This is a genomic window from Nocardioides iriomotensis, assembly GCF_004168035.1.
GTDB classification, from domain to species: domain Bacteria; phylum Actinomycetota; class Actinomycetes; order Propionibacteriales; family Nocardioidaceae; genus Nocardioides_B; species Nocardioides_B iriomotensis.
Map to the genome: position 1 here is coordinate 203,404 of NZ_SDPU01000023.1, position 21,512 is coordinate 224,915.

Consider the following 21,512-nt stretch of genomic DNA (forward strand, 5'->3'; position numbering starts at 1 on the left):
CTGACCCGGTCGAGACCGGCGGCGTGGGGGCGGTGTCCGTTGGGTAGCATTCGGGGCCTAACCTTCCCTGTTGCGCGTCGTCCTCCTGCGGCGCGCGCCCTTCTGTCGAGCGCCTCGGGAGCAATGGGTGGCCAACCGCCGTCGCACGTCGTGGATCGACCAGTTCGTGCTGCGCGAGGACGTCAACAACCCGTTCGTGCAGGTGATCACGTCCGCGCAGCAGGTGGCCCGGGTCGCCGAGGACCGGGTCGGGCTGACGCGCGCCGAGTACGACGACGTTGCGACCGCCCGCTACCAGGCCCGCGTGCTCGAGGACCTCGCCCGGATGCTCGACGAGGACGTCGTGGCGCACGGCCGCAAGGCCGACGAGGCGCTGGCGGGGGAGACCGACCCGGTCGTCCGGGCCCGCGTGCTCACCAACGCGCTGACCGGCGCCGTCCGCGCCTCGGCGATGCTCGTCGACGCCTGCCACACGCTGCTCGGGCTGTCCGAGAAGCTGCTGGTCATCCGCCGCCCTGGCAGCCGGCTCACCCTGATGGCCGCGGTCGAGCAGACCCGCGCCGCCGCCAGCACCGCGCACCTCACCGTGCTGGTGAACCTGCCGCGGATCACCGACGTCGCGCTCTACGACGAGCTCAACAGCGGCATCGACACCTTCGACGTCACGCTGGCCCGCGCCAACCGCGTCGCCTCCGCCCTGCGCAGCGAGGTCCGCGTCGGCCAGGCGATGCCCGTCCAGCGCGCGACCCAGCTGCGCTGACAACCCCGATTCGTCCGCGAAATTGCGTCCGTCCCACGCGGAGCAGGTGCGGACGAATCGGGTTCAGCTGGTCGGGCGGTGCTCGTACGGCGTGGACAGCACGATCGTGGTCCGCGTGGACACGTTGGCCGCGGCGCGCACCCGCGCGAGCAGGTCCTCGAGGTCGGTCGGAGTCGCGACGCGCACCTTGAGGATGTAGGACTCGTCGCCGGCCACCGACCAGCACGACTCGATCTCGGTGATGTCGCGCAGCCGCTCGGGTGAGTCGTCGGGCTGCGACGGGTCGATCGGCCGGATGCTGATGAACGCCGTGAGCGGCTTGCCGACCTGGTCGTAGTCGATCGACGCGCCGTACCCCTTGATCACGCCGCGCTGCTCCAGCCGCTTCACCCGCTGGTGCACCGCGGACGTCGACAGCCCGGTCGCCTTGCCGAGGTCGGTGAAGGACATCCGGCCGTCGGCGGCGAGGAGCTTGAGGATCTGCGCATCCAGGTCTTCCACGGCCGACACCCTACTGTTCGTCCGGCCCGGAACCTGTCGTCTCGGCATGGAAGACTCGCCCGCGTGACGAGCCCTGTGACTGACTCGGCGACGCGGCTGATGCTGCTGGACACCGCCTCGCTCTACTTCCGCGCGTACTTCGGCGTGCCCGACTCGTTCAAGGCGCCCGACGGCACGCCGGTCAACGCGGTCCGCGGCCTGCTCGACTTCATCAGCCGGCTCGTGGGGGACTACCAGCCCACCCACCTGGCCTGCTGCTGGGACAACGACTGGCGGCCGCAGTGGCGCGTCGACCTGATCCCGTCGTACAAGTCCCACCGGGTCGTCGCCCCGCTCCGCACCGAGGGCGAGGGCGGCAAGCACTGGCTCGAGGAGGTCCCGGACCCGCTCGAGACCCAGATCCCGGTGATCGAGGACGTCCTGGCGGCGTTCGGGATCGCGGTGGTCGGCGCCGACGGCTACGAGGCCGACGACGTGATCGGCACGCTCGCCACCGGGGCCGGCATGCCGGTCGACATCGTCACCGGCGACCGCGACCTGTTCCAGCTCGTCGACGACGACGCCGACGTCCGGGTGCTCTACGTCGCCCGCGGCGTCGGACGGCACGAGCGGATCACCAACGGCGTGGTCAAGGAGAAGTACGGCGTCGACGCGACGCAGTACGCCGACCTCGCCACGCTGCGCGGCGACGCCTCCGACGGCCTGCCTGGCGTCTCCGGCATTGGCGAGAAGATCGCCGCGTCGCTGCTCCGCAAGTTCGGCGACATGGAGAGCCTGCGCGCGGCGGCCGAGGATGACGGGGCGGAGCTGTCGCCGGGGCAGCGCCGCAAGCTCCTCGACGCCGCCGACTACCTCGAGGTCGCGCCCCGCGTCGTGGCGGTCGCCCGTGACCTCGACCTGGGTGCGCCTGACCTCACTCTGCCGCTCACGCCCGTCGACCCCGAGGGCCTGGCCGCGCTGTCGGAGCGCTGGGGCCTCGACAGCCCCGCTGCCCGGCTCGTGGAGACGCTGACGTCGCTGCGCCGTTAGCCGAGGGAACCCCGCGCGCCGCGGCGGTGTAGGACCGTCGACAGGAGGAGGTCAACGACCCTGACCACCGACGACGCGCAGATCCTGGCGCGCGTGCGCGACGGCGACCCCGGCGCGTACGCCGACCTGGTGCGCCGTCATGCCCCGGTCGCGATCCGCACGGCCGCGCTGCTCGGGGCGGGGGCCGACGCCGAGGACGTGGCGCAGGAGGCGTTCGTGAAGGCGTACGCCGCGTTGGGGAGGTTCCGGCCGGACGCGCCGTTCCGACCCTGGCTGCTGCGCATCGTGGCCAACGAGACCCGCAACCTGCACCGCTCCGCCGGCCGCCGCGCCGCCCGCGAGCAGCGGGCCTGGGCGGCGACGGCACCGCTCCTGCTGCACGGCGCCGGACCCGACGGCGGTGACGTCGCGGCCGCGGTGCTCGGCACCGCCCGTCGGGAGGCGCTGGTGGCCGGGCTCGGCCGGCTCTCCGAACCACACCGGCAGGTCGTCACCTGCCGCTACCTGCTCGACCTCGACGAGGCCGAGACCGCCGAGGTCCTGGGCTGGCCGCGCGGCACCGTGAAGTCGCGGCTGCACCGGGCCATCGCCGCCCTGCGCGCCCACCTGGAGGTGGACGTCGATGCCTGAGCCGACCCTGACCGACGACCTGCGCACGCTGGGCCGCGCGGCCCAGCCCGACGTCGACCCCGACCTGTTCACCGCCCGCGTGGTCGGAGGGCTGCCGAGCGCCGCCGCGTCCCGCCCGCGCACCGGCCGACGGGTCGCGCTCGCCGCGCTGGCGGTGCTCGTCGCGCTGGTGGCGACGCCGCCGGTGCGGGCCACGGTGGCGGAGTGGTTCGGGTTCGGTGCGGTCCGGGTCGAACCCGGCGGGCCTCCGCCGCCGGGGGAGCCGGAGGTGCCCCCGGTCGACGGAGGCCTGTCGCTCGCGGACGCGGCTGCCCTCGCGGACTTCGAGGTGGTCGCGCCGACCGCCCTGGGCGACCCCGACGGGGTCGCGGTGGCCGACGACGGCAACCGGGTGTCGATGTCGTGGGGGAGCGGCGACGGGACGGTGCGGGTGGACCAGCTCGCCGGCACCCCGGACTACGCCATGGTCAAGACCGCGCCACGACTGCGGTTCGCCACCGTCGACGGCCGCGACGTGCTGTGGTTCCCGACCGCGCACCGGGTAGCGCTGGTCGACGAGGACGGCGACCCGGCCGCCGCGTTCTGGGTCGCCGACCGCACGATGCTCGTGCCGCTGCCCGACTCGACCTTGCGGTTGGAGGGGCCCCTCACCTACGCGGAGGCGGCCGACCTCGCCCGCTCGCTGCGTCCGGTGCGCTGACGAGCGGGAACCCGCTCGGCCGCGGCGGTGTAGCACCGGCATGCGACGCGCAGCGATCCTCCTCGTGCTGACTCTTTCCGCCCTGCTCGCCGCCGCCCCGGCCTCCGCCGGCGGACCGACCAGCGTGCTGGTCACGGTGCCCGGCGAGGGCCGGTCGACCGCGCTGTACTACACCGACACGGCCTACGAGCGGCTCTCCGAGGCGCTGGGGGTCGGACAGCGGGTCCGCGAGGTGCGAGACGCGCCGAACGACTTCCGCGACGGCCCGCCGGTCATCCTCACCTGGCTGATCCACGACGTGATGGTCTGGCGGGTGGACCAGGTGTACGTGCACGACGGCACCACCTACGTCCTCACCCAGGAGAACGTCGGCGGCGGCCCACTCAGCGAGGGCACCTCGGTGCTGCACAGGGCCGGGCCCGGGCTGACGCGGATCCTCGACCAGCTGCTGCCGACGGGGAACGGCTACCTGCGGGACACCCAGGTCGACACCGACCCGGCGGCGGCCGCGCAGGCCGAGCCCGAGCCGGCGGCCGAGGTCGCCGCCCCCGTGGAGGCCACCTCGCCGCGGCTGCTCGTCGCCGTTGGCGTCGTCGGGCTGCTCGTGGGCGCGGTCGGCACCCTCATCGGGCTCGCCCCCGCCCGATCCGTCCGCGGTCGCCCCGCTCTGGACGGACGCAGCCCCGCTGACGACGCGGGATCAGACGATCGTCAGCGTCTTCTGCGACTCGGCGGCTAGCCGGGACGCGGCGGCCTGACGCTCGGCCTCGACGAGGTCGGGCGCGGTGCCGTGCTCACGCCACCAGGCCTGGCCGGCCTCGGGGAGCGTGTGGATCGGGTCGTAGTACTCGTAGGTCCGCGACATCGCCTCGGGGTCGTGGGCCTCGATGGACGTGCGGTAGTTCTTCGTCCAGAACGAGATGCCGAGCTCGGCGTCGTAGTCGGCGTTCTGGTGCACCCAGCGCTTGCCGACGAACGGCACGTCGCACACGATCCGCGGCGTCGCGAAGCCCGGCAGGTAGCCCATGATGTGGTGCTGCAGCCGCTGCGCGTCGGCGAGCGAGACCCGCCAGTGCTCGCTGAACGGGATCATGTCGCACATGTAGAAGTAGTACGGCATGATCTGCGCGCCATCGAGCAGCGCGAAGCATAGGTCGAGCAGCGCGTGCGGGTCGGCGTTGACGCCGTTCAGCAGCACGCCCTGGTTGCGCACGTCGCGCAGGCCGGCGTCGAGCATCGCCTTCGTCGCCTCGGCCACGATCGGCGTCACGGACTGGGCGTGGTTGACGTGGGTGTGCATCGCGAGCGAGACGCCGCGGTCGCGGGCGATCCGGGCGACCCGCTCGACGCCGGCGCGGACGTCGTCCTGCAGCCAGTGCTGCGGCAGGCCCATGAGCGCCTTGGTGGCGAGCCGGATGTCGCGGATGTTGTCGATCTCGAGCAGCTTGGTGAGGAACTCCTCCAGCCGCGGCCACGGCATGTTGGCGACGTCGCCGCCGGACACCACGACGTCGCGCACGGACGGCGTACGGCGGAGGTAGTCGAGCATCTCGGCGTGCCGGTCGACCGGCTTGCCGAGGAACTTCAGCTTGTCGATCACCGGCGTTGAGTTGCCGACGAGGTCCATCCGGGTGCAGTGGCCGCAGTACTGCGGGCACGTCGGCAGCAGCTCGGCGAGCACCTTGGTGGGGTAGCGGTGGGTCAGGCCCTCGGCGACCCACATGTCGTGCTCGTGCAGCGAGTCGCGGGTGGCGTGCGGGTGCGACGGCCAGTCGGTGCGGCGGTCGGAGAACACCGGCAGCATGTAGCGGCGGACCGGGTCGGCGTACATCGCCTCGGTCAGCGAGCCGGGGCCGTTCGGCGAGACCCGCGGCGCCATGGTGTTCATCATCTGCGGCGGCACCAGCATCGACATCGTGGCGCGCTCGGCCTGGTCGCGCTCGAGGTCGGCGTAGAACGCCTCGTCGACCAGGTCGCCCCAGAGGGCACGCAGCTGCTTGACGTTCTTGATGCAGTGCGCGCGCTGCCACTGGACAGACGCCCAGTCCTCGGCGGTGACGTCCTTCCACCCCGGGAAACGGGTCCAGTCGGGCTCGACCAGCTCGACCCGGTGGTAGGGGTACGGCTGACCGGTCTCGAGGTCGATGGCGGTCTCGATGCTCATGCAAGGTCTCCTGCGGATGTGCGGCGCAACAGTCGGTGCGAGGGCGGGCGCGCCCGTTTGTCGGGATCACGCCCTCCATGCCAGAGTACGCAAAGAATCTCCGGCCCGTCCAATGACCCGCCGTAAGATTTCCCGTGAACACCGCGATAGACCCGAGGACGACCCGTGACCCACCTGCCGCCGACTAGTCCGGTCGGTCTGCACCGCGTGCTCGCCCCCGCGGGCGTGCTCCCGCAGGCCGCCGAGCGCCTCGACACCCGGCGCGAGCTCGCCGACGACGAGGTGCGGGTGCGCGTCGAAAGGCTCAACCTCGACGCGGCGTCGTTCCGCCAGCTCGAGCACAAGCACGGGGGAGACGGCGACAAGGTGCGCGCCGAGGTGCTCGACATCATCGGCACCCGCGGCAAGATGCAGAACCCCGAGACCGGGTCCGGCGGGATGCTCGTCGGCACCGTCGAGGAGGTCGGTCCCGACTCGCCGCTCGGGCTGGCGGTGGGGGACCGGGTCGCCACGCTCGTGTCGCTGACCCTGACCCCGCTCGTGATCGAGGACGACCTGGCCTCCTGGGACGGCCGCAGCGAGCAGGTCCCGGCCGACGGCTACGCGATCCTGTTCGGCCGCTCCATCGCCGCCCGCATCCCCGACGACCTCGCCCCGGAGCTGTCGCTGTCGGTGATGGACGTGTGCGGCGCGCCCGCGCTGACCGCGCGGGTGGTCCGGGAGTACGTCGAGCGCGGGGGAGTGGTCTCAACAGGCTCGACCACGCGGCCCACGGTCGTGGTCATCGGCGGCGCCGGCAAGTCCGGCTCGTTGAGCCTGGCGGCCGCCCGCGACGCCGGCGCGGCCCGCACGATCGGCGTCGTGCCGCACGCCGCCGAGGCCGAGCTGCTCTCCGGCGCCGGTCTGGCCGACGAGATCACGATCGCCGACGCCCGCGACCCGGTGGCGCTGTCCGAGGCCGTGACGGCCGCCGGCGGCCCCGCCGACGTCACCGTCGTGTGCGTTGACGTACCCGGCTGCGAGGGCGGCGCGATCCTCTCCACCCGCGACGGCGGCACGGTCGTCTTCTTCTCCATGGCGACGTCGTTCAGCGCCGCCGCGCTCGGCGCCGAGGGTCTCGCCGCCGACGTCACCATGCTCGTCGGCAACGGCTACGTGCCCGGCCACGCCGACTACGCCCTGTCGCTGCTGCGCGGGCACGACGGGGTGCGGGGTCTCTTCGAGCGGCGGCTCTGACGGAGAATCGCCCTCATGACGACCCCCCTGACGCCGCAGGCGACCCAGCGGACACTCCTGCGCGGCGGCTACGTCCACACACCCGGCTCCAACAGCACCGGACCGCACCCGACCGCCCTGTGCGTCGAGGACGGCCACGTCGTCTGGACCGGTGACGACGACGCGTCCACGCACTTCGCCGACGGCGCCGACCGGGTGATCGAGCTCGACGGGCGCCTCGTCACGCCGGCGTTCGTCGACAGCCACGCGCACCTCGCCCAGACCGGGTTCGCCGCCGCGGGTGTCGACCTGACCACGCCCGCGACGCTGCACGAGGCGCTCGACGCGATCGCCGCGCACGCCCGGGCCACCACCGACGCGGTCGTCGTCGGCCACGGCTGGGACGACACGACCTGGCCCGAGCAGCGCCCGTTCACCCGCGAGGAGCTCGACCGCGCCACCGGTGGACGGCCCGCCTACCTCGCCCGCGTCGACGAGCACTCCGCCGTCGTCTCCACCGCGTTCCTCGACGTCTGCCCCGACGTGGTGCACGCCGACGGCTACGACGTCACCGGCCGGGTCGAGCGCGACGCCCACCACGTCGCCCGCGACGGGCTGGCCCGGCTGCTGACGCCGTCGGCCCGCGAGGACGCCATCCTGCGGGCACTCCGGCTCGCCGCCGCCCAGGGCATCGGCATGGTGCACGAGCTCGGCGCCCCGCACATCTGCCCACCCGAGGACCTCCTCGTCGCCCAGTCGCTCAGCCGCACCGGTGCGCTGCCCGAGGTCGTCGCCTACTGGGGCGAGCTGGCCTCCGACGGCGCCGTGCAGACCGCGCGCGAGCTCGGCGCGGTCGGCCTCGCCGGCGACCTCTGCATGGACGGCTCGCTCGGCTCGTGGACCTCCGCCCTGCGCGCGCCGTACGCCGACCACCCGCACGACCCCGCCCACGCCGGCCACCTGTACGTCGAGGCCGAGCAGGTCACCGACCACGTGCTCGCCTGCACCGAAGCCGGTCTCCAGGCCGGGTTCCACGTCATCGGCGACCGGGCCGTCGACGCCGTCGTGGCCGGGTTCGAGGCGGCCGCCACCAAGATCGGCGACCTCGCGGTCGTCCGCGGCCGGCACCGGCTCGAGCACGTCGAGATGGTCGCGCCCGAGCACATGGCCACGCTCGGCCGGCTCGGCGTGACGGCCAGCCAACAGCCGGTGTTCGACGCGCTGTGGGGCGGCGGCAGCGACATGTACGCCCAGCGCCTCGGTGCCGAGCGCGCCGCCGGCATGAACGCCTTCGCCTCGCTCAACCGAGCCGGCGTCGCCCTCGCGTTCGGCTCCGACAGCCCGGTCACGCCGTTCGGCCCGTGGGCCGCGGTGCGCGCCGCCGCGTGGCACCGCACGCCCTCGGAGCGCGTCACCGTGCGGGCGGCGTTCAACGCCCACACCCGCGGCGGCTGGCGCGCCGCCGCCCGCGACGAGGGCGGCGTCATCGACCTCGGCACGCCCGCGTCGATCGCCGTCTGGGACGTCCCGGGCGACCTCGTCGTGCAGACCCCCGACGCGCGGGTCGCAGCGTGGTCGACCGACCCGCGCGCCGGCGTGCCGCACCTCCCGGACCTCCACCCCGACCAGGACCTGCCCACCTGCGTGCTGACGATGGTGCACGGGCAGGTCGCCTACGAACGAGAAGGGGCCTTGTAGTGGTCTCGACAGGCTCGACCCGGAAGAACAAGCTCGACCTCGACCCGACGACCGTCCGCCAGGCACGCAGCCTCGCGCGCAAGGCCGGCAAGCCGATCGTCGACCTGGCGAAGAAGCACACCACCGTCTCGGTCGAGCGGGCCACCCTGCGCCTCGCCGGGCTCCAGGGCGCCGACGCGGACGGCACCCCGTGGGTCAACCGGCTGCTCGACGCGGTCCGCGCCGACGTCGGCATCGAGCACGGCGTCGCGCTGCCGGTCTGGGACGCGCTGCTGCGCGGCGAGGCCGACGACCTCTCCGTCCTCGCCCAGAAGGCGTCGGCCGGCTCGGTCCGCTTCCGGCTGCCCGAGGGCCGCGACGCCACGCGCGCGCAGTCGGCCGCCCGCCGCTCAGTCGGCGCCGGCGTACGGCGGATCGACGGACGCCGCAAGGAGCGCGAGCGGCTGGTCAAGCGCTGGGGCGACCCGAAACAGAAGCCGTGGATCTACCTGATCGTCGCGACCGGCGACATCTACGAGGACATCCCGCAGGCGCAGCAGGCCGCCCGCGAGGGCGCCGACGTGATCGCGGTGATCCGGTCCACCGGCCAGTCGCTGCTCGACTACGTGCCCGAGGGCGCCACCCGGGAGGGCTTCGCCGGCACCTACGCCACGCAGGAGAACTTCCGGCTCATGCGGGCGGCCCTCGACGAGTCGAGCAAGGAGCTCGGCCGCTACGTCCGGCTCACCAACTACGCCTCGGGCCTCTGCATGCCCGAGATCGCGTCGCTGGCCGGGCTCGAGCGGCTCGACATGATGCTCAACGACTCGATGTACGGGATCCTCTTCCGCGACATCAACCCGATCCGCACGTTCGTGGACCAGCGGTTCAGCCGCCAGGTGCACGCCCGCGCCGGGATCATCATCAACACCGGCGAGGACAACTACCTCACCACCGCCGACGCGGTCGAGGCTGCGCACACGGTGACGGTCAGCCAGCTCCTCAACGAGTACTTCGCCAAGGAGGCCGGCCTCGAGGACTGGCAGCTCGGCCTCGGCCACGCGTTCGAGATCAACCCCGACCTGCCCGACAGCTTCCGGATGGAGCTCGCGCACGCGCTGCTCGCCCGCCAGCTCTTCCCGAACGCGCCGCTGAAGTGGATGCCGCCGACCCGGCACATGACCGGCGACGTGTTCCGCGGCTACATGCTCGACGCGTTCTTCAACCTCGTCGGCGCGCTGACCGGGCAGGGCATCCTGCTCGTCGGAATGATGACCGAGGCCGTCGTCACGCCGTGGCTGTCCGACCGCGACCTCGCGCTGCAGAACGTCCGCTACGTGCTCAACGCCGCCGGCAACCTGCACGAGGACTTCCAGCCGGCGCCCGACGGCTTCATCGTCGAGCGCGCCCGGCAGGTGCTCGCCGAGAGCATCGACCTGCTCGAGCGGATCGTGCACGACAGTGACAAGGCCGGCGACCCGCCGCTGCTGGCGGCGATCGCCGACGGCACGTTCGGCCTGATGAAGCGACCACCGCAGGGTGGCCGCGGCCTCGACGGCGTGGCGAGGAAGTCGGCGGCGTACTACAACCCGGCCAGCGAGATCCTGGAGGACGGACGATGAGTGACGTGGTCTCGACAAGCTCGACCACCCGGGACGGCCACATCCTGCGCCCGTACGGCGACACGACGGGCGACGGCATGGTGCAGCTGTCCTTCACGCTGCCGATGCCGCACTCCAAGGTGGCCGAGGGCGCTGCCGCGCAGCTGGCCAACAAGATGGGCATGGACCCGGCGCTGGTCGTGCACGCCAAGCCGATGGGGCCGGACTTCACGTTCTTCGTCGTCTACGGCCGGGTCAACCACCTCGTCGACACCAGCAAGGTGCAGGTCGTCGAGCGCGACTACCCGCTGCTGTCGCCCAAGGAGGTCAACCTCGCGATCCGCAAGGGCCTGCGCCGGCGCCTGGTCGTCGTGGGCGGCTGCATCGGCACCGACGCGCACACCGTGGGCATCGACGCGATCCTCAACATCAAGGGGTTCGCGGGGGAGAAGGGCCTGGAGTACTACCGCGAGCTCAAGGTCGTGAACCTCGGCGCCCAGGTCTCCGTGCCGCACCTCGTCGAGCGCGCCCGCGCCGAGAAGGCCGACGCGATCCTCGTCTCCCAGGTCGTCACCCAGCGCGACGCGCACATCCTCAACACCAAGGAGATGTCGGCGGCGTTCCGCGAGTCCTACCCGCGCGACAAGCAGCCGCTGCTCATCGTCGGCGGCCCCCGCTTCGACGAGACGATGGCCGCCGAGCTCGGCGTCGACCGGGTGTTCGCCCGCGGTACGACGCCGGGGGAGGTGGCGTCGTACCTCGTCGACCAGCTCGTCACCCACCGCCCGCCCCGCACCGAGAGGAGAGCCTCGTGAGTGGTCTCGACAGGCTCGACCAGCCGAAGGTCGGCCAGACCGTCACGCACCGCCGCTACGTGCCGTACTCCCACGCGCACTACGCCGGCAACCTCGTCGACGGCGCCTACTCGCTCGGTCTGTTCGGCGACGTCGCCACCGAGATGTGCATCGTCACCGACGGCGACGAGGGCCTGTTCGCGTCCTACGCCGACGTGCAGTTCACGGCGCCGGTGCGCGCCGGTGACGTCCTGGAGATCACCGCCGAGCTGGTCAAGGTCGGCACCCGGTCGCGCACGCTCGACCTGCGCTGCCTGGTCGTCGGCCGCGGCCGGCCGGACCTCGGGGAGTCCTCGGCGGAGATGCTGGCCGAGCCGATCGTGGCCACGACGGCGACGGGGGTCGTCGTCGTACCACCACCCACCGACCGGGGCTGACAGCGACACACGTCGACCCGGGACGGCCCGGCGTGTCGTGAGGCGACACGCCGGGAAAGAGCAAAATGGTCGATGAATTCCAGATGTCGCCTACCCCGCGTTGACCTGCAGATTCGTCCGTTCCCGCAGGTCAGCGGCCAGTTGACACACGTGTGCAGGATTCAGCATCGTTCCGGGCGTCCACCAAGCAGGCCGCGGCCGTGAGCTGTCGTCCAGGTGGTCGTGACACCGGGTCGGGTACCACGGCCCGGAGGTGGCGATCCCGGGATGTCGGTTGCATGACGACGGGGTGGTACACGAAGAGAGCCCGAAGCCCAGTAGACAACGGCACCGACTCCCGCAGCCAGCGAGAGCGTGGTCGGTCCGAAGGGTGTCGGGCTCTTTTCGCGTCCGGCTGGTTTCGAGCAAGCTCGAAACCAGCCAGGGACGCGAGATTGAGGAGCCGGGTTGGGCCCGAGCCCGCGAGGGGACAACCGCGGCGTCACGAAATCCGCGCGGCTCGGTAGATTTGAGCGGTGACCAGCCTCCCCGCCCGCCTGCTGCTCGCGGTGGCCGCGGGACTCGTCACCGCGCTGGCCTTCGAGCCGTTCGCGATCGCCTGGCTCGCGCCCCTCGGGGTCGCCGGCGTCACGCTCGCGGCCGTCGGCACGCGCCCGTCGCGCGGCTTCCTCGTCGGCCTGGTGTTCGGCCTGGCGTTCATGGGGCTGCTGCTGCCGTGGCTGCAGATGATCCACCCCGCGGCCTGGCCGGCGCTGGCCGCGCTGGAGGCGCTGTTCTACGGGCTCGGCGGCCTCGCGACCACCGTCGTCGCCCGGCTGCCCCGCTGGCCGCTGTGGGTCGCCGCGGTCTGGGTGCTCGTCGAGCTGCTGCGCAGCAGCGTGCCGTTCGGCGGCTTCCCGTGGGGCCGGCTCGGCTTCGCGGTGGTGGACACGCCGGCGCTGCCGACCACGGCGTACGTCGGCGTCCCGGGGACGACCTTCCTGGTCGCCCTGGTCGGCGCGACCCTGGCCTGGCTGGTGCTGCGGGGGAGGACTCACCTGCTGCGCGGCGTCGGGGTCCTCGCCGCCACCGTCGTGCTTCTCTGCGCGGGTTCCGCGGCGTCACTGCCCGGCGCACCCGGGCCGACCGAGGACCCGGCCATCGTCACGATCGCGTCGGTGCAGGGCGACGTCCCCGGCGTCGGCCTGGACGCGTTCAGCGAGCGCCGGGTGGTGCTCGACAACCACGTCCAGGCGACCCACGACCTGGCCGACCGCGTCGACGCGGGCGAGGCCCCGCAGCCCGACCTCGTCGTGTGGCCGGAGAACTCCTCCGACATCGACCCGTTCGCGGACCCGACCGTCGAGCAGGACGTCGCCGACGCCGCCCGGGCCGTCGGTGCCCCGCTGCTGATGGGCGCGGCCGTGGGCGACCGGGCAGACGACGGATGGTTCAACCGCGCGATCGTGTGGTCGCCGGACGGGCGGCCCGAGGCGTCGTACGACAAGCAGCGACCGGTCCCGTTCGGCGAGTACGTGCCGCTGCGCCCCCTGCTCGCGCCGTACATCTCCGCCCTCGACCAGATCCCGACCGACATGGTCCGGGGCACCGAGCCGGGCGTCCTGGACGTCGGGTTCCAGGCCGGCGTGGCGATGTGCTTCGAGGTGGCCTACGACGACCTCATGCACGCGCTGGTCGACGACGGGGCCAGCGTGATCCTGGTCCCGACGAACAACGCGACCTACACCGGCACCGGCCAGATCGAGCAGCAGTTCGCGATGTCCCGCGTCCGGGCGGTCGAGACGGGCCGGTACGTCGTCGTGGCCTCCACCAACGGCATCTCCGGGATCATCGCCCCCGACGGCTCCGTCGTGCGGCGTGCCCCGGAGCAGGAGACCGTCGTGCTGGAGGAAGGGGTCCAGCTGCGGAGCGTCGTCCTCCCCGCCGTCCGGTTCGGTCGGGGGATCGAGCTGGGGCTCGCCGGCCTGGCCGTTCTGGCCACGCTGGCCGGCCTGGTCGGCTACCGTCGTCGGTCGCCCGTCGCCCAGCCCGAGAAGGTCCATGAGCACTCCTGACGACCGTCGTCCCCCGCGGACGGTCATGGTGGTCCCGACCTACAACGAGGCCGACAACATCGCCTGGATCGTGGGCCGCCTGCGCACCGCCCGGCCGGACGTCGACGTGCTCGTGGTCGACGACGGCTCGCCCGACGGCACCGGCGACGTGGCCGACGAGCTCGCGGCCGACGACCCGGCCGTCACCGTCCTGCACCGCACCGAGAAGGCCGGGTTGGGCGCCGCCTACCTGCACGGCTTCCGGGTCGCGCTCGACCGTGGCTACGACGTCGTCGGCGAGATGGACGCCGACGGCTCCCACCAGCCCGAGCAGCTGCACCGGCTGCTCGACGCGCTGTCCCACGCGGACCTGGTGATCGGCTCGCGCTGGGTGCCGGGCGGCTCGGTGGTCAACTGGCCGCTCACACGCAAGGCGCTGTCCGTGGGCGGCAACATCTACGCCCGGCTCGCGCTGGGCATCCCGGTCCGCGACGTCACCGCCGGCTACCGGGTGTTCCGGCGCGCCACACTCGAGGCGATCGACCTCGCGACCGTCGAGTCGGCCGGCTACTGCTTCCAGGCCGACCTCGCCTGGCGCACCCACAAGGCCGGGCTGCGGGTCGTCGAGGTGCCGATCGAGTTCGTCGAGCGGGTGCGCGGCGAGTCCAAGATGGACCGCGCCGTCGCCACCGAGTCGCTGCGCCGGATCACCCGGTGGGGTCTGGCCGAGCGGGGCCGTCAGGCCCGCGACGTACTCTCGAAGGCACGGGGACGACGGGAACGACCCGCATGACCAGGCCGGCAGCGAGAGGGACGACGATGCGACGACTGGTGCCGTGGTGGCTCCTGGCCCTGCTGTTCGTCGTGGTGCCCGTGCTCGAGATCTACGTGCTGATCCAGGTCGGCCAGGTGATCGGGGCCTGGTGGACGGTGCTACTGCTGATCGCCTCCGGGTTCGCCGGCAGCTGGCTGGTCAAGCGGGAGGGCGGCCGCGCCTGGCGGGCGCTCCAGGAGGCCATCGCCGAGCACCGGGTGCCCGCCAAGGAGCTCGCCGACGGCGCCCTCATCCTGATCGGCGGCACGCTGCTGCTGACGCCCGGATTCCTGTCCGACATCGTCGGCGCGTTCGCGATCCTGCCGTTCACCCGGCCGGTCGCCCGGGCGGCGCTGACCGGGGTGATCACCCGGAAGTTCGTCGCCGGGGCCGACGTCCGCTTCGGCTACTCCGAGGCCCGGGCACGACAAAGCCCCGGCCACGACGGGGTGGTCCGGGGCGAGGTCGTCGACGACTGAGCCGTCGGGACGGTCAGGCCGTCCTGGCCTTCTTCTTGCTCGGGCGGTGCAGATGGGCGGGGCCGATCTCACCACCGCGGAGCAGCTCCAGGCGCTCGGTGAGGATCTCCTCGAGCTCCTTGATGGAGCGCCGCTCGAGCAGCATGTCCCAGTGCGTGCGGGCCGGCTTCTCGTTCTTGGCCTCCGGCGTCTGGCCGTGCTTGCTTAGCGCCTCGGCGCCGCAGCGCGGGCACTCCCAGACCGCGGGCACCTCGGCCTCGACGGACATCGGGATCTCGAACTCGTGCCCCTGCGGGCAGGCGTACCCGATGTTCTGACGAGCCGCGAACTCGATCCCGCGCTCGTCCTCGAAGCTCTGGCCCCCGAGGCGGGCGCCACGCAGTGTCCGCTCTCCCATGAGCGTCCTCCACTCCCTGTTGGTTCCCCGTGTGCATCAGCGGGACGGCCGGCCGTGCTCACGTCGGCACGCGAGGCGGCTCGTGTACGTCGTCCCAAAGGTCCCAACGAACACCCCCGTCGAGAGATTCCCCGAGAGGCGCTGGACCGTGTCCATCCCACGAGCCAAGGTACCCGGATCGGCTCGTCGGCACACCTTGTTCGGGCGGCCCGACGGCGCGCCGGCCGCCTGAAAACCGGTGGTCCACGCCTGCGGGGCGGGCCTACCGTGGCGGGCATGGAGACGGACACCACACCCGCCGGCGTACCCGCCGACGTCGTGGTCGCGCGGTTCATGCCCGACGGGCGGCTGCGCCGGCTGCCGAGCAAGGCGGCCAAGCGGCTCGTCGTGCTCGACCACCTCGCCCAGCGGTTCGAGCCGGGGGTGCGTTACCCCGAGAGCCAGGTCGACGCGGTGCTGCTCGGTGTCCTCGTCGACCGGTCCGAGGGTGGCGACACCGACCACGTGTCGGTCCGCCGCTACCTCGTCGACCACGGCCTGATGACCCGCGAGGCCGGCGTCTACTGGCGCACCGGCGGCAGCGTCAGCTGACGACGCTCGGCACCTCGTTGCCGGCGTCGCGGATGCCCTTCTTCGTGTCCACCTTCAGCAGCAGCCCACCGCCGATGACGAAGAACGCGATCAGCGCGAAGATCGCCGGCCGGTAGGAGTCGGTGAGCTGGTAGACGAGGCCGAACACCAGCGTGCCGAACCACGACGTGCCGCGCTCCATCGCGTGGTAGAAGCTGAAGTACTCCGCCTCGCGACCACGCGGGATCAGCAGGCTGAAGTACGACCGGGCCAGCGCCTGGGTGCCGCCCAGCACGATGCCGATGCCGAACGCCAGCGCGAGGAACGGCGCGACCTGGCCCTCGGGCAGGAAGTAGGCCGAGGTCACGATCAGCATCCAGATGCCGAGCCCGACGAGGATCACCGGGCGGGCGCCGTACCGCTCCGCGGCCTTGCCGAACACCAGCGCGCCGACCATCCCGACGAACTGCACCAGCAGGATCGTCGCGATCAGCACCGACTGGCCGAACCCCAGCTCCTCCGCGCCGTACGTCGAGGACGACGCGATGACGGTCTGGATGCCGTCGTTGAAGAACAGGTAGGCGAGCAGGAACGTCAGCGTGACCGGGTAGTTCCGGATGTCCTTGAGGGTCTGGCCGAGCTGGCCGAACGACTGCTTGAGCGCGTTTCCCGACTCGGGCACCACGTGGGTGGGCGTGTGGTTGCGCAGCCGGAGGAACGGGATCAGCGTGAAGCCCGCCCACCACAGCGCCGCGGACAGCATGCTGATCCGCACCGCGAACCCCTCGGTCATGCCGAACGTGTCGTGCAACGTGACCATCGCGAGGTTGACGGTGAGCAGCAGGCCGCCGCCGAGGTAGCCGAACGCCCAGCCCCGCGACGAGACCCGGTCACGCTCGTCCTCGTTGGCGATCAGGCAGAGGATCGAGTCGTTGATCACCAGGCTGGCGCCGAGGCAGAGGTTCGCGACGAGCACCGCGACCGCGCCGAGCTGCCAGTTGTCGCCGGTGACGAAGAACAGCAGGGCCGCGAAGGCGGCGCCGACCCAAGCGAAGCCGGCGAGCAGCTCCTTCTTCTTCGCGGTGCGGTCCGCCAGCGCGCCGAGCGGCGGCAGGACCAGCGCGGACATCAGGGTGGAGAACGTGATGATGTAGGACGGCAGCGCTCCGGGCGCGACGGACAGACCCAGCACGCTGATCCGGTTGTCGACCGCGGCCTCGCGGGCGATCGCGATCAGGTACGGCGCGAACAGCACCGTGGTCACGGTGGTGACGTAGGCCGAGTTGGCCCAGTCGTACCAGTACCAGGCCCGCTGCTCGCGGCGCCGGGCGATCGGCTCGAGGTCGGCGATCCCCCGGGGTCCGGTGCTGGTCATGGTGCCTCTCCCATCCACTGACCGCGTTGGGTCAGCACGTCGCGGAGCACATCGGTGCGGTCGGTCATGAGCCCGTCGACACCGAGGTCGAGGAGCTGGTGCATCTCGGTCGGGTCGTCCACCGTCCAGACGTGGACGGGCCGGCCCAGCGCGTGCGCGCGGGACACGAGCTCCTCGGTGACGACGGTGACGCGGCCCCGGCGGTGCGGCACCTGCAGTGCGTCGCCGGTGCCGCGCAGCCGGGCGGCCAGCGCGCGCGTCGGGGCGAGGCGGACGCCGGCGGCCGCCCGGGGGCCGCAGACGGTGGCGACGGGCCGGTCGAGCAGCCTGCGGAACGTCCTGAGCCGCGCGTCGGAGAACGACGCGACACACACGCGGTCGTGGGCCTCGGCCCGGCGGACAAGGTCGGCGAGGGGCCCGACCGCTGCGGGTGACTTGAGGTCCACGTTGAAGCGGGCGTCGGGGAACTCCTCGAGCAGCGAGGCGAACGTCGGGATCTCCTCGCGGCCGCCGATGCGCGCCGCGCGGACGTCGACGTACGACATCTTCCCGACGCTGCCCGTCACGCCGGTCACCCGGTCGAGCACGTGGTCGTGGAAGGCCAGCAGGACGCCGTCGCGGGTCGCGTGCACGTCGGTCTCGAGGTAGCGGTAGCCGAGGGCGACGGCGTGCGCGAACGCCGCAAGGCTGTTCTCCAGCCCCTCGATGTCCGGGTGGAACGCCCCACCGCGGTGCGCGAACGCCAGGACCGCCCCGGGCTGGTCGAGGCCGGCGTCGAGGTACGCGAAGCCCGTGCGGGGTCGTGTCACCCAGGCAGTATCGACGTTCACACGGCGATGGTGACGGAGAATCGCGGGTGCCGCATGAGCGGTGCTACTCAGGTCCGCGCGGCGACGGGACCGGCCTGGCCGGGCTGAGTATCGTCGGGTGCATGACCGAGGCGACCGACGCGATGACCTGCCCGAAGTGCCACGCCGAGCTGGCCAGCCGCTCCGTCGGGGACGTGACCGTCCACCAGTGCCCGCGGTGCTCGGGCATCTTCCTCGAGCGCGCGGACCTGTGGAACCTCGTCGACGCCGAGAACGACTGGCACGCCTCGCGCGACGCCGGCCCCGTGACGCAGCCGCTGCCGCGGATCACCGCCGACATGATCGCCCCGCCGCCCTCCGCCCCGAAGGCCCGGTCGTACGTCGAGTCGCTGTTCCTCTGACCGGGCTCAGATGTCGCGGAACGTCTCGATGCTCGCGCCGAGGCTGTTCAGCCGCTCGGCGAGGTCCTCGTAGCCGCGGTTGATGACGTAGACCGAGCGCAGCACGGAGGTGCCCTTCGACGCCAGCATCGCCAGCAGGATCACCACGGCCGGGCGCAGCGCCGGCGGGCAGACGATCTCGGCGCCGGACCAGTGCGTCGGGCCCTCGATCATCACCCGGTGCGGGTCGAGCAGCTTGACCGCGGCGCCGAGCTTGGTGAGCTCGGTGAGGTAGATCGCGCGGTTCTCGTAGACCCAGTCGTGCAGCAGGGTCTGGCCCTGCGCGACCGCGGCGATCACCGCGAAGAACGGCAGGTTGTCGATGTTGAGGCCGGGGAACGGCATCGGGTGGATCTTGTCGATGGGGGAGTGCAGCGCGGAGACCTTGGTGGTGATGTCGACCAGGCGGGTCTGGCCGTTGGCGGCGACGTACTCCTCGCTCCGCTCGTAGACGAACCCCATCTCCTCCAGCAGCGCGAGCTCGATCTCGAGGAACTCGATCGGCACCCGACGGATGGTGATCTCGGACTGGGTGACGATCGCGGCGGCCAGCAGCGACATCGCCTCGATCGGGTCCTCCGACGGGGCGTAGTCGACGTCGACGTCGATCTCGGTGCGGCCGTGCACGGTCAGCGTGGTGGTGCCGATGCCGTCGATGCGCACGCCGAGCTTCTCCAGGAAGAAGCACAGGTCCTGGACCATGTAGTTGGGGCTCGCGTTGCGGATCACGGTCACGCCCGGTTCGAGGGCGGCGGCGAGCAGGGCGTTCTCGGTGACGGTGTCGCCGCGCTCGGTGAGCACGATCGGTCGGGTCGGGGCGACGCTTCGGCTGACCGTGGCGTGGTAGCTGCCCTCGGTCGCCTTGACCTCCAGCCCGAACGGCCGCAGCGCGGCCATGTGCGGCTCGACCGTGCGGGTGCCGAGGTCGCAGCCGCCGGCGTACGGCAGCTCGAACGCGTCGCGACGGTGCATCAGCGGGCCGAGGAACATGATGATCGAGCGGGTACGGCGGGCCGCGGCCACGTCGATCGCGGCGAGGTCGAACTCGGCCGGCGGGACCAGCTCCAGGTCGTTGTCCGCGTTGAGCCACGTGCACTGGACGCCGATGCTGGTGAGCACCTCGAGGAGCCGGTTGACCTCCTCGATCCGGGCCACCTTGCGCAGGGTGGTGCGGCCCTTGTTGAGCAGGGAGGCGGCGAGCAGGGCGACGCCGGCGTTCTTCGACGACTTCACGTCGATCGAGCCGGACAGGGTCGTCGGTCCGGTCACGCGCAGGTGCGTCGGACCGACGGTGCCGAGGGAGACCAGCTCGGAGTCGAGCGCCTCGCCGATCCGGGCGATCATCTCCAGGGAGAGGTTCTGGTGGCCCTTCTCGATGCGGTTGACGGCACTCTGGCTGGTGCTCAGCACGTCGGCGAGCTGGGTCTGGGTCCACCCGCGGTGCTTGCGGGCGTCGCGGATGAGGTTGCCGATCCGAGAGAGGTAGTCCGTCATAGCCGCGACGATATCTCAGATATGAGATAGGTCAACGCAGGCGCGGCGGGACCTTCGTCACGCTAGCCCGAGCCGGGGGAGAGGAGCCGGCGCACCGCGCTGTGGGCACCGATGCCGAGCCCGCCCCCGAGCACGGCCGGCACCAGGCACAGGGGCAGGAGCAGGGCCGCGAACCCGCCGGCGTTGACGATCCCGGCGAGGTCGAGCGATGCGTCCGGCGTGGGGGCGAACGTCGCCACCACCAGCGCCGCGACCACGACGCTGCCGAACCAGCGGGTGGCGATGGCGAGCAGCCCGTCGGCACCGCCCGGTCGCCCGGCGAGCACGCCGTCGACCACGCCCCACGCCAGCGACAGCAGCCCGACGAGGGGGACCAGCACGTACAGGCCGCCGGCGTCGTCGCTGCGAGGGCCCGCGAACTGCCACGCCACAAGGAGCCACGCACCCGCCACGACCAGGCCGCGCACGACGACGTACAGCGCGGACCGGACCCCCATGGGCACCAGTGTGCCGCGTGCTCACCGCCCGGTGGCAGGATCGGCGCCATGCGCGCAACGACGATCCACGCTCCCGGCGACATCCGTCTCGAGGAGCGCCCCGCACCGACGATCACCGCGCCGCACCAGGCCGTGGTGAAGGTCCTGGCCGGATGCATCTGCGGCTCCGACCTGTGGCCCTACCGCGGCGAGAACCCGATCGACGCCGGCGCGACGATCGGCCACGAGTGCGTCGGCGTTATCGAGGAGGTCGGCGCCGACGTGCGGTCCTTCCGGCCCGGTGACTTCGTGATCGTGCCGTTCGTGCACTGCGACAACACTTGCCCGCACTGCGCGGCCGGGATGACGTCGGCCTGCCGGCACCAGGGGTTCACCAGCAGCGGCCAGGCGGAGTACTCCCTGGTGCACCAGGCTGACGGCTCGCTGGTGAAGACCGACGGGATGCCCGACGACTCGCTGATCCCGTCGCTGCTGACGCTCTCCGACGTGATGGCCACCGGCTGGCACGCGGCCGTCGCGGCCGGAGTCACGGAGGGCTCCACCGCGGTCGTCGTCGGGGACGGCGCCGTCGGGCTGTGCGGTGTCCTCGCCGCCGTCGAGCTCGGGGCCGAGCGCGTCGTCGCGATGTCGCGGCACGAGCCGCGGCAGAAGATCGCCGAGCAGTTCGGCGCCACGCACATCGTCGCCGAGCGCGGCGAGGAGGGGGAGCAGGCCGTCCTCGACCTGACCGACGGCGTCGGCGCCGACGCCGTGCTCGAGTGCGTCGGCAACGACCCGGCGATCCAGACGGCGTTCAAGGTCGCCCGGCCCGGCTCGACGGTCGGCTTCGTCGGCGTGCCGCACGGCATCGAGCTGCCGGTCCGGCGGATGTTCGGCAAGAACATCGGCCTCGCCGGCGGGATGGCCCCGGTGCGCACGTACCTCCCGGACCTGCTCGACCGGGTGCTGTCCGGCCGCATCGACCCGGGGCTGGTCTTCGACCTGACCCTGCCGCTGGACGAGGTCGCCGACGGCTACCGCGCCATGGACGAGCGTCGCGCGATCAAGGTGCTGCTGCGGCCCTGAGCCGCAAGGAAGGTCAAGCCGTCCGGCGGCG

The 21,512-nt window shown here is 72.3% G+C and carries 23 protein-coding genes; 16 read left to right on the forward strand and 7 right to left on the reverse strand.

What is annotated here, in order from left to right; translation table 11 throughout:
- Window positions 1-127: 127 nt before the first annotated feature.
- Window positions 128-760, forward strand: a complete 633-nt coding sequence (locus tag ETU37_RS13460) for a cyclodeaminase/cyclohydrolase family protein (protein WP_129987844.1) — start codon at window positions 128-130, stop codon at window positions 758-760.
- A gap of 63 nt (window positions 761-823) precedes the next feature.
- Here ETU37_RS13460 and ETU37_RS13465 read toward each other — a convergent pair whose 3' ends face one another.
- Window positions 824-1,261, reverse strand: a complete 438-nt coding sequence (locus ETU37_RS13465; protein ID WP_129987845.1) for an Lrp/AsnC family transcriptional regulator — start codon at window positions 1,259-1,261, stop codon at window positions 824-826.
- A 75-nt stretch (window positions 1,262-1,336) separates the two neighbouring features.
- Between ETU37_RS13465 and ETU37_RS13470 the strand changes: the two genes are divergently transcribed.
- From ETU37_RS13470 to ETU37_RS13485, 4 genes are all read left to right on the forward strand, one after another.
- Window positions 1,337-2,290 (forward strand): 5'-3' exonuclease, encoded by a 954-nt coding sequence (locus ETU37_RS13470; protein ID WP_338068614.1) that lies wholly within the window; start codon window positions 1,337-1,339, stop codon window positions 2,288-2,290.
- A gap of 93 nt (window positions 2,291-2,383) precedes the next feature.
- Window positions 2,384-2,920, forward strand: coding sequence for an RNA polymerase sigma factor (locus ETU37_RS13475; RefSeq protein WP_240755719.1), 537 nt, complete (start codon window positions 2,384-2,386; stop codon window positions 2,918-2,920).
- Window positions 2,913-3,620: a hypothetical protein gene (locus ETU37_RS23225; protein ID WP_165372519.1), complete on the forward strand. Its 708-nt coding sequence runs from the start codon at window positions 2,913-2,915 to the stop codon at window positions 3,618-3,620. The genes ETU37_RS13475 and ETU37_RS23225 overlap by 8 nt, the downstream gene beginning before the upstream one ends.
- 40 nt (window positions 3,621-3,660) lie before the next feature.
- Entirely contained in the window at window positions 3,661-4,359 is a 699-nt protein-coding gene (locus tag ETU37_RS13485) for a hypothetical protein (protein WP_129987847.1), read from the forward strand.
- Here ETU37_RS13485 and ETU37_RS13490 read toward each other — a convergent pair.
- On the reverse strand, window positions 4,321-5,784 hold the full coding sequence (locus ETU37_RS13490) for a KamA family radical SAM protein (protein ID WP_129987848.1): 1,464 nt from the start codon (window positions 5,782-5,784) through the stop codon (window positions 4,321-4,323). The two genes, ETU37_RS13485 and ETU37_RS13490, sit on opposite strands and share 39 nt — an antisense overlap.
- Window positions 5,785-5,949: 165 nt before the next feature.
- Here ETU37_RS13490 and kdd point away from each other — a divergent pair, with 165 nt between their 5' ends.
- From kdd to ETU37_RS13530, 8 genes are all read left to right on the forward strand, one after another.
- Window positions 5,950-7,020: an L-erythro-3,5-diaminohexanoate dehydrogenase gene (kdd, locus tag ETU37_RS13495; RefSeq protein ID WP_240755720.1), complete on the forward strand. Its 1,071-nt coding sequence runs from the start codon at window positions 5,950-5,952 to the stop codon at window positions 7,018-7,020.
- 15 nt (window positions 7,021-7,035) lie between these two features.
- The gene (locus ETU37_RS13500) at window positions 7,036-8,697 is read left to right on the forward strand and encodes an amidohydrolase (RefSeq protein WP_129987849.1); all 1,662 of its coding nucleotides are present in this window, start codon (window positions 7,036-7,038) and stop codon (window positions 8,695-8,697) included.
- On the forward strand, window positions 8,697-10,298 hold the full coding sequence (gene kamD / locus ETU37_RS13505) for a lysine 5,6-aminomutase subunit alpha (RefSeq protein ID WP_129987850.1): 1,602 nt from the start codon (window positions 8,697-8,699) through the stop codon (window positions 10,296-10,298). Before ETU37_RS13500 ends, kamD begins: the two co-directional genes overlap by 1 nt.
- Complete coding sequence (kamE, locus tag ETU37_RS13510; RefSeq protein ID WP_129987851.1) at window positions 10,295-11,092, forward strand: lysine 5,6-aminomutase subunit beta; 798 nt, start codon at window positions 10,295-10,297, stop codon at window positions 11,090-11,092. The genes kamD and kamE overlap by 4 nt, the downstream gene beginning before the upstream one ends.
- Window positions 11,089-11,508 carry a 3-aminobutyryl-CoA ammonia lyase gene (kal, locus tag ETU37_RS13515; RefSeq protein WP_129987852.1) on the forward strand — a complete coding sequence of 140 codons (420 nt, stop codon included), beginning with the start codon at window positions 11,089-11,091 and terminating at the stop codon, window positions 11,506-11,508. The genes kamE and kal overlap by 4 nt, the downstream gene beginning before the upstream one ends.
- A gap of 515 nt (window positions 11,509-12,023) precedes the next feature.
- Window positions 12,024-13,562: an apolipoprotein N-acyltransferase gene (gene lnt / locus ETU37_RS13520; protein WP_129987853.1), complete on the forward strand. Its 1,539-nt coding sequence runs from the start codon at window positions 12,024-12,026 to the stop codon at window positions 13,560-13,562.
- A complete protein-coding gene (locus ETU37_RS13525; protein ID WP_206053918.1) occupies window positions 13,549-14,334 on the forward strand; it encodes a polyprenol monophosphomannose synthase in 786 nt (261 codons plus the stop codon). Before lnt ends, ETU37_RS13525 begins: the two co-directional genes overlap by 14 nt.
- 26 nt (window positions 14,335-14,360) lie before the next feature.
- Entirely contained in the window at window positions 14,361-14,834 is a 474-nt protein-coding gene (locus ETU37_RS13530) for an FxsA family protein (protein ID WP_129987854.1), read from the forward strand.
- A 13-nt stretch (window positions 14,835-14,847) separates the two neighbouring features.
- On the opposite strand, the gene ETU37_RS13535 is transcribed toward ETU37_RS13530, so the two are convergent.
- Window positions 14,848-15,231, reverse strand: coding sequence for an RNA polymerase-binding protein RbpA (locus tag ETU37_RS13535; RefSeq protein ID WP_129987855.1), 384 nt, complete (start codon window positions 15,229-15,231; stop codon window positions 14,848-14,850).
- A 276-nt stretch (window positions 15,232-15,507) separates the two neighbouring features.
- Here ETU37_RS13535 and ETU37_RS13540 point away from each other — a divergent pair, with 276 nt between their 5' ends.
- Entirely contained in the window at window positions 15,508-15,822 is a 315-nt protein-coding gene (locus tag ETU37_RS13540) for a DUF2087 domain-containing protein (protein ID WP_129987856.1), read from the forward strand.
- Here the strand turns inward: ETU37_RS13540 and ETU37_RS13545 are convergent.
- Entirely contained in the window at window positions 15,815-17,176 is a 1,362-nt protein-coding gene (locus tag ETU37_RS13545; RefSeq protein WP_129987857.1) for an MFS transporter, read from the reverse strand. The two genes, ETU37_RS13540 and ETU37_RS13545, sit on opposite strands and share 8 nt — an antisense overlap.
- Window positions 17,173-17,985 (reverse strand): glycerophosphodiester phosphodiesterase family protein, encoded by an 813-nt coding sequence (locus ETU37_RS13550; RefSeq protein WP_129987858.1) that lies wholly within the window; start codon window positions 17,983-17,985, stop codon window positions 17,173-17,175. The genes ETU37_RS13545 and ETU37_RS13550 overlap by 4 nt, the downstream gene beginning before the upstream one ends.
- A gap of 122 nt (window positions 17,986-18,107) precedes the next feature.
- Here ETU37_RS13550 and ETU37_RS13555 point away from each other — a divergent pair, with 122 nt between their 5' ends.
- A complete protein-coding gene (locus tag ETU37_RS13555; protein WP_129987859.1) occupies window positions 18,108-18,386 on the forward strand; it encodes a TFIIB-type zinc ribbon-containing protein in 279 nt (92 codons plus the stop codon).
- 6 nt (window positions 18,387-18,392) lie between these two features.
- Here ETU37_RS13555 and ETU37_RS13560 read toward each other — a convergent pair whose 3' ends face one another.
- On the reverse strand, window positions 18,393-19,919 hold the full coding sequence (locus ETU37_RS13560) for a helix-turn-helix domain-containing protein (protein ID WP_129987860.1): 1,527 nt from the start codon (window positions 19,917-19,919) through the stop codon (window positions 18,393-18,395).
- Between the two features lie 62 nt (window positions 19,920-19,981).
- On the reverse strand, window positions 19,982-20,416 hold the full coding sequence (locus ETU37_RS13565) for a hypothetical protein (protein ID WP_129987861.1): 435 nt from the start codon (window positions 20,414-20,416) through the stop codon (window positions 19,982-19,984).
- Window positions 20,417-20,464: 48 nt separating this feature from the next.
- Between ETU37_RS13565 and ETU37_RS13570 the strand changes: the two genes are divergently transcribed.
- The gene (locus tag ETU37_RS13570; RefSeq protein ID WP_129987862.1) at window positions 20,465-21,481 is read left to right on the forward strand and encodes a zinc-dependent alcohol dehydrogenase family protein; all 1,017 of its coding nucleotides are present in this window, start codon (window positions 20,465-20,467) and stop codon (window positions 21,479-21,481) included.
- Window positions 21,482-21,512 lie beyond the last annotated feature (31 nt).

What these genes read in the sequence shown, in the direction of transcription:
- ETU37_RS13490 (WP_129987848.1), bottom strand. Translation starts at nt 5,784, where the DNA reads ATGAGCATCGAGACCGCCATCGACCTCGAGACCGGTCAGCCGTACCCC.
- ETU37_RS13500 (WP_129987849.1), top strand. Translation starts at nt 7,036, where the DNA reads ATGACGACCCCCCTGACGCCGCAGGCGACCCAGCGGACACTCCTGCGC.
- ETU37_RS13545 (WP_129987857.1), bottom strand. Translation starts at nt 17,176, where the DNA reads ATGACCAGCACCGGACCCCGGGGGATCGCCGACCTCGAGCCGATCGCC.
- ETU37_RS13570 (WP_129987862.1), top strand. Translation starts at nt 20,465, where the DNA reads ATGCGCGCAACGACGATCCACGCTCCCGGCGACATCCGTCTCGAGGAG.
- ETU37_RS13540 (WP_129987856.1), top strand. Translation starts at nt 15,508, where the DNA reads ATGGAGACGGACACCACACCCGCCGGCGTACCCGCCGACGTCGTGGTC.
- ETU37_RS23225 (WP_165372519.1), top strand. Translation starts at nt 2,913, where the DNA reads ATGCCTGAGCCGACCCTGACCGACGACCTGCGCACGCTGGGCCGCGCG.
- ETU37_RS13555 (WP_129987859.1), top strand. Translation starts at nt 18,108, where the DNA reads ATGACCGAGGCGACCGACGCGATGACCTGCCCGAAGTGCCACGCCGAG.
- ETU37_RS13525 (WP_206053918.1), top strand. Translation starts at nt 13,549, where the DNA reads ATGAGCACTCCTGACGACCGTCGTCCCCCGCGGACGGTCATGGTGGTC.
- ETU37_RS13485 (WP_129987847.1), top strand. Translation starts at nt 3,661, where the DNA reads ATGCGACGCGCAGCGATCCTCCTCGTGCTGACTCTTTCCGCCCTGCTC.
- ETU37_RS13530 (WP_129987854.1), top strand. Translation starts at nt 14,361, where the DNA reads ATGCGACGACTGGTGCCGTGGTGGCTCCTGGCCCTGCTGTTCGTCGTG.
- ETU37_RS13535 (WP_129987855.1), bottom strand. Translation starts at nt 15,231, where the DNA reads ATGGGAGAGCGGACACTGCGTGGCGCCCGCCTCGGGGGCCAGAGCTTC.
- kamE (WP_129987851.1), top strand. Translation starts at nt 10,295, where the DNA reads ATGAGTGACGTGGTCTCGACAAGCTCGACCACCCGGGACGGCCACATC.
- ETU37_RS13560 (WP_129987860.1), bottom strand. Translation starts at nt 19,919, where the DNA reads ATGACGGACTACCTCTCTCGGATCGGCAACCTCATCCGCGACGCCCGC.
- ETU37_RS13565 (WP_129987861.1), bottom strand. Translation starts at nt 20,416, where the DNA reads ATGGGGGTCCGGTCCGCGCTGTACGTCGTCGTGCGCGGCCTGGTCGTG.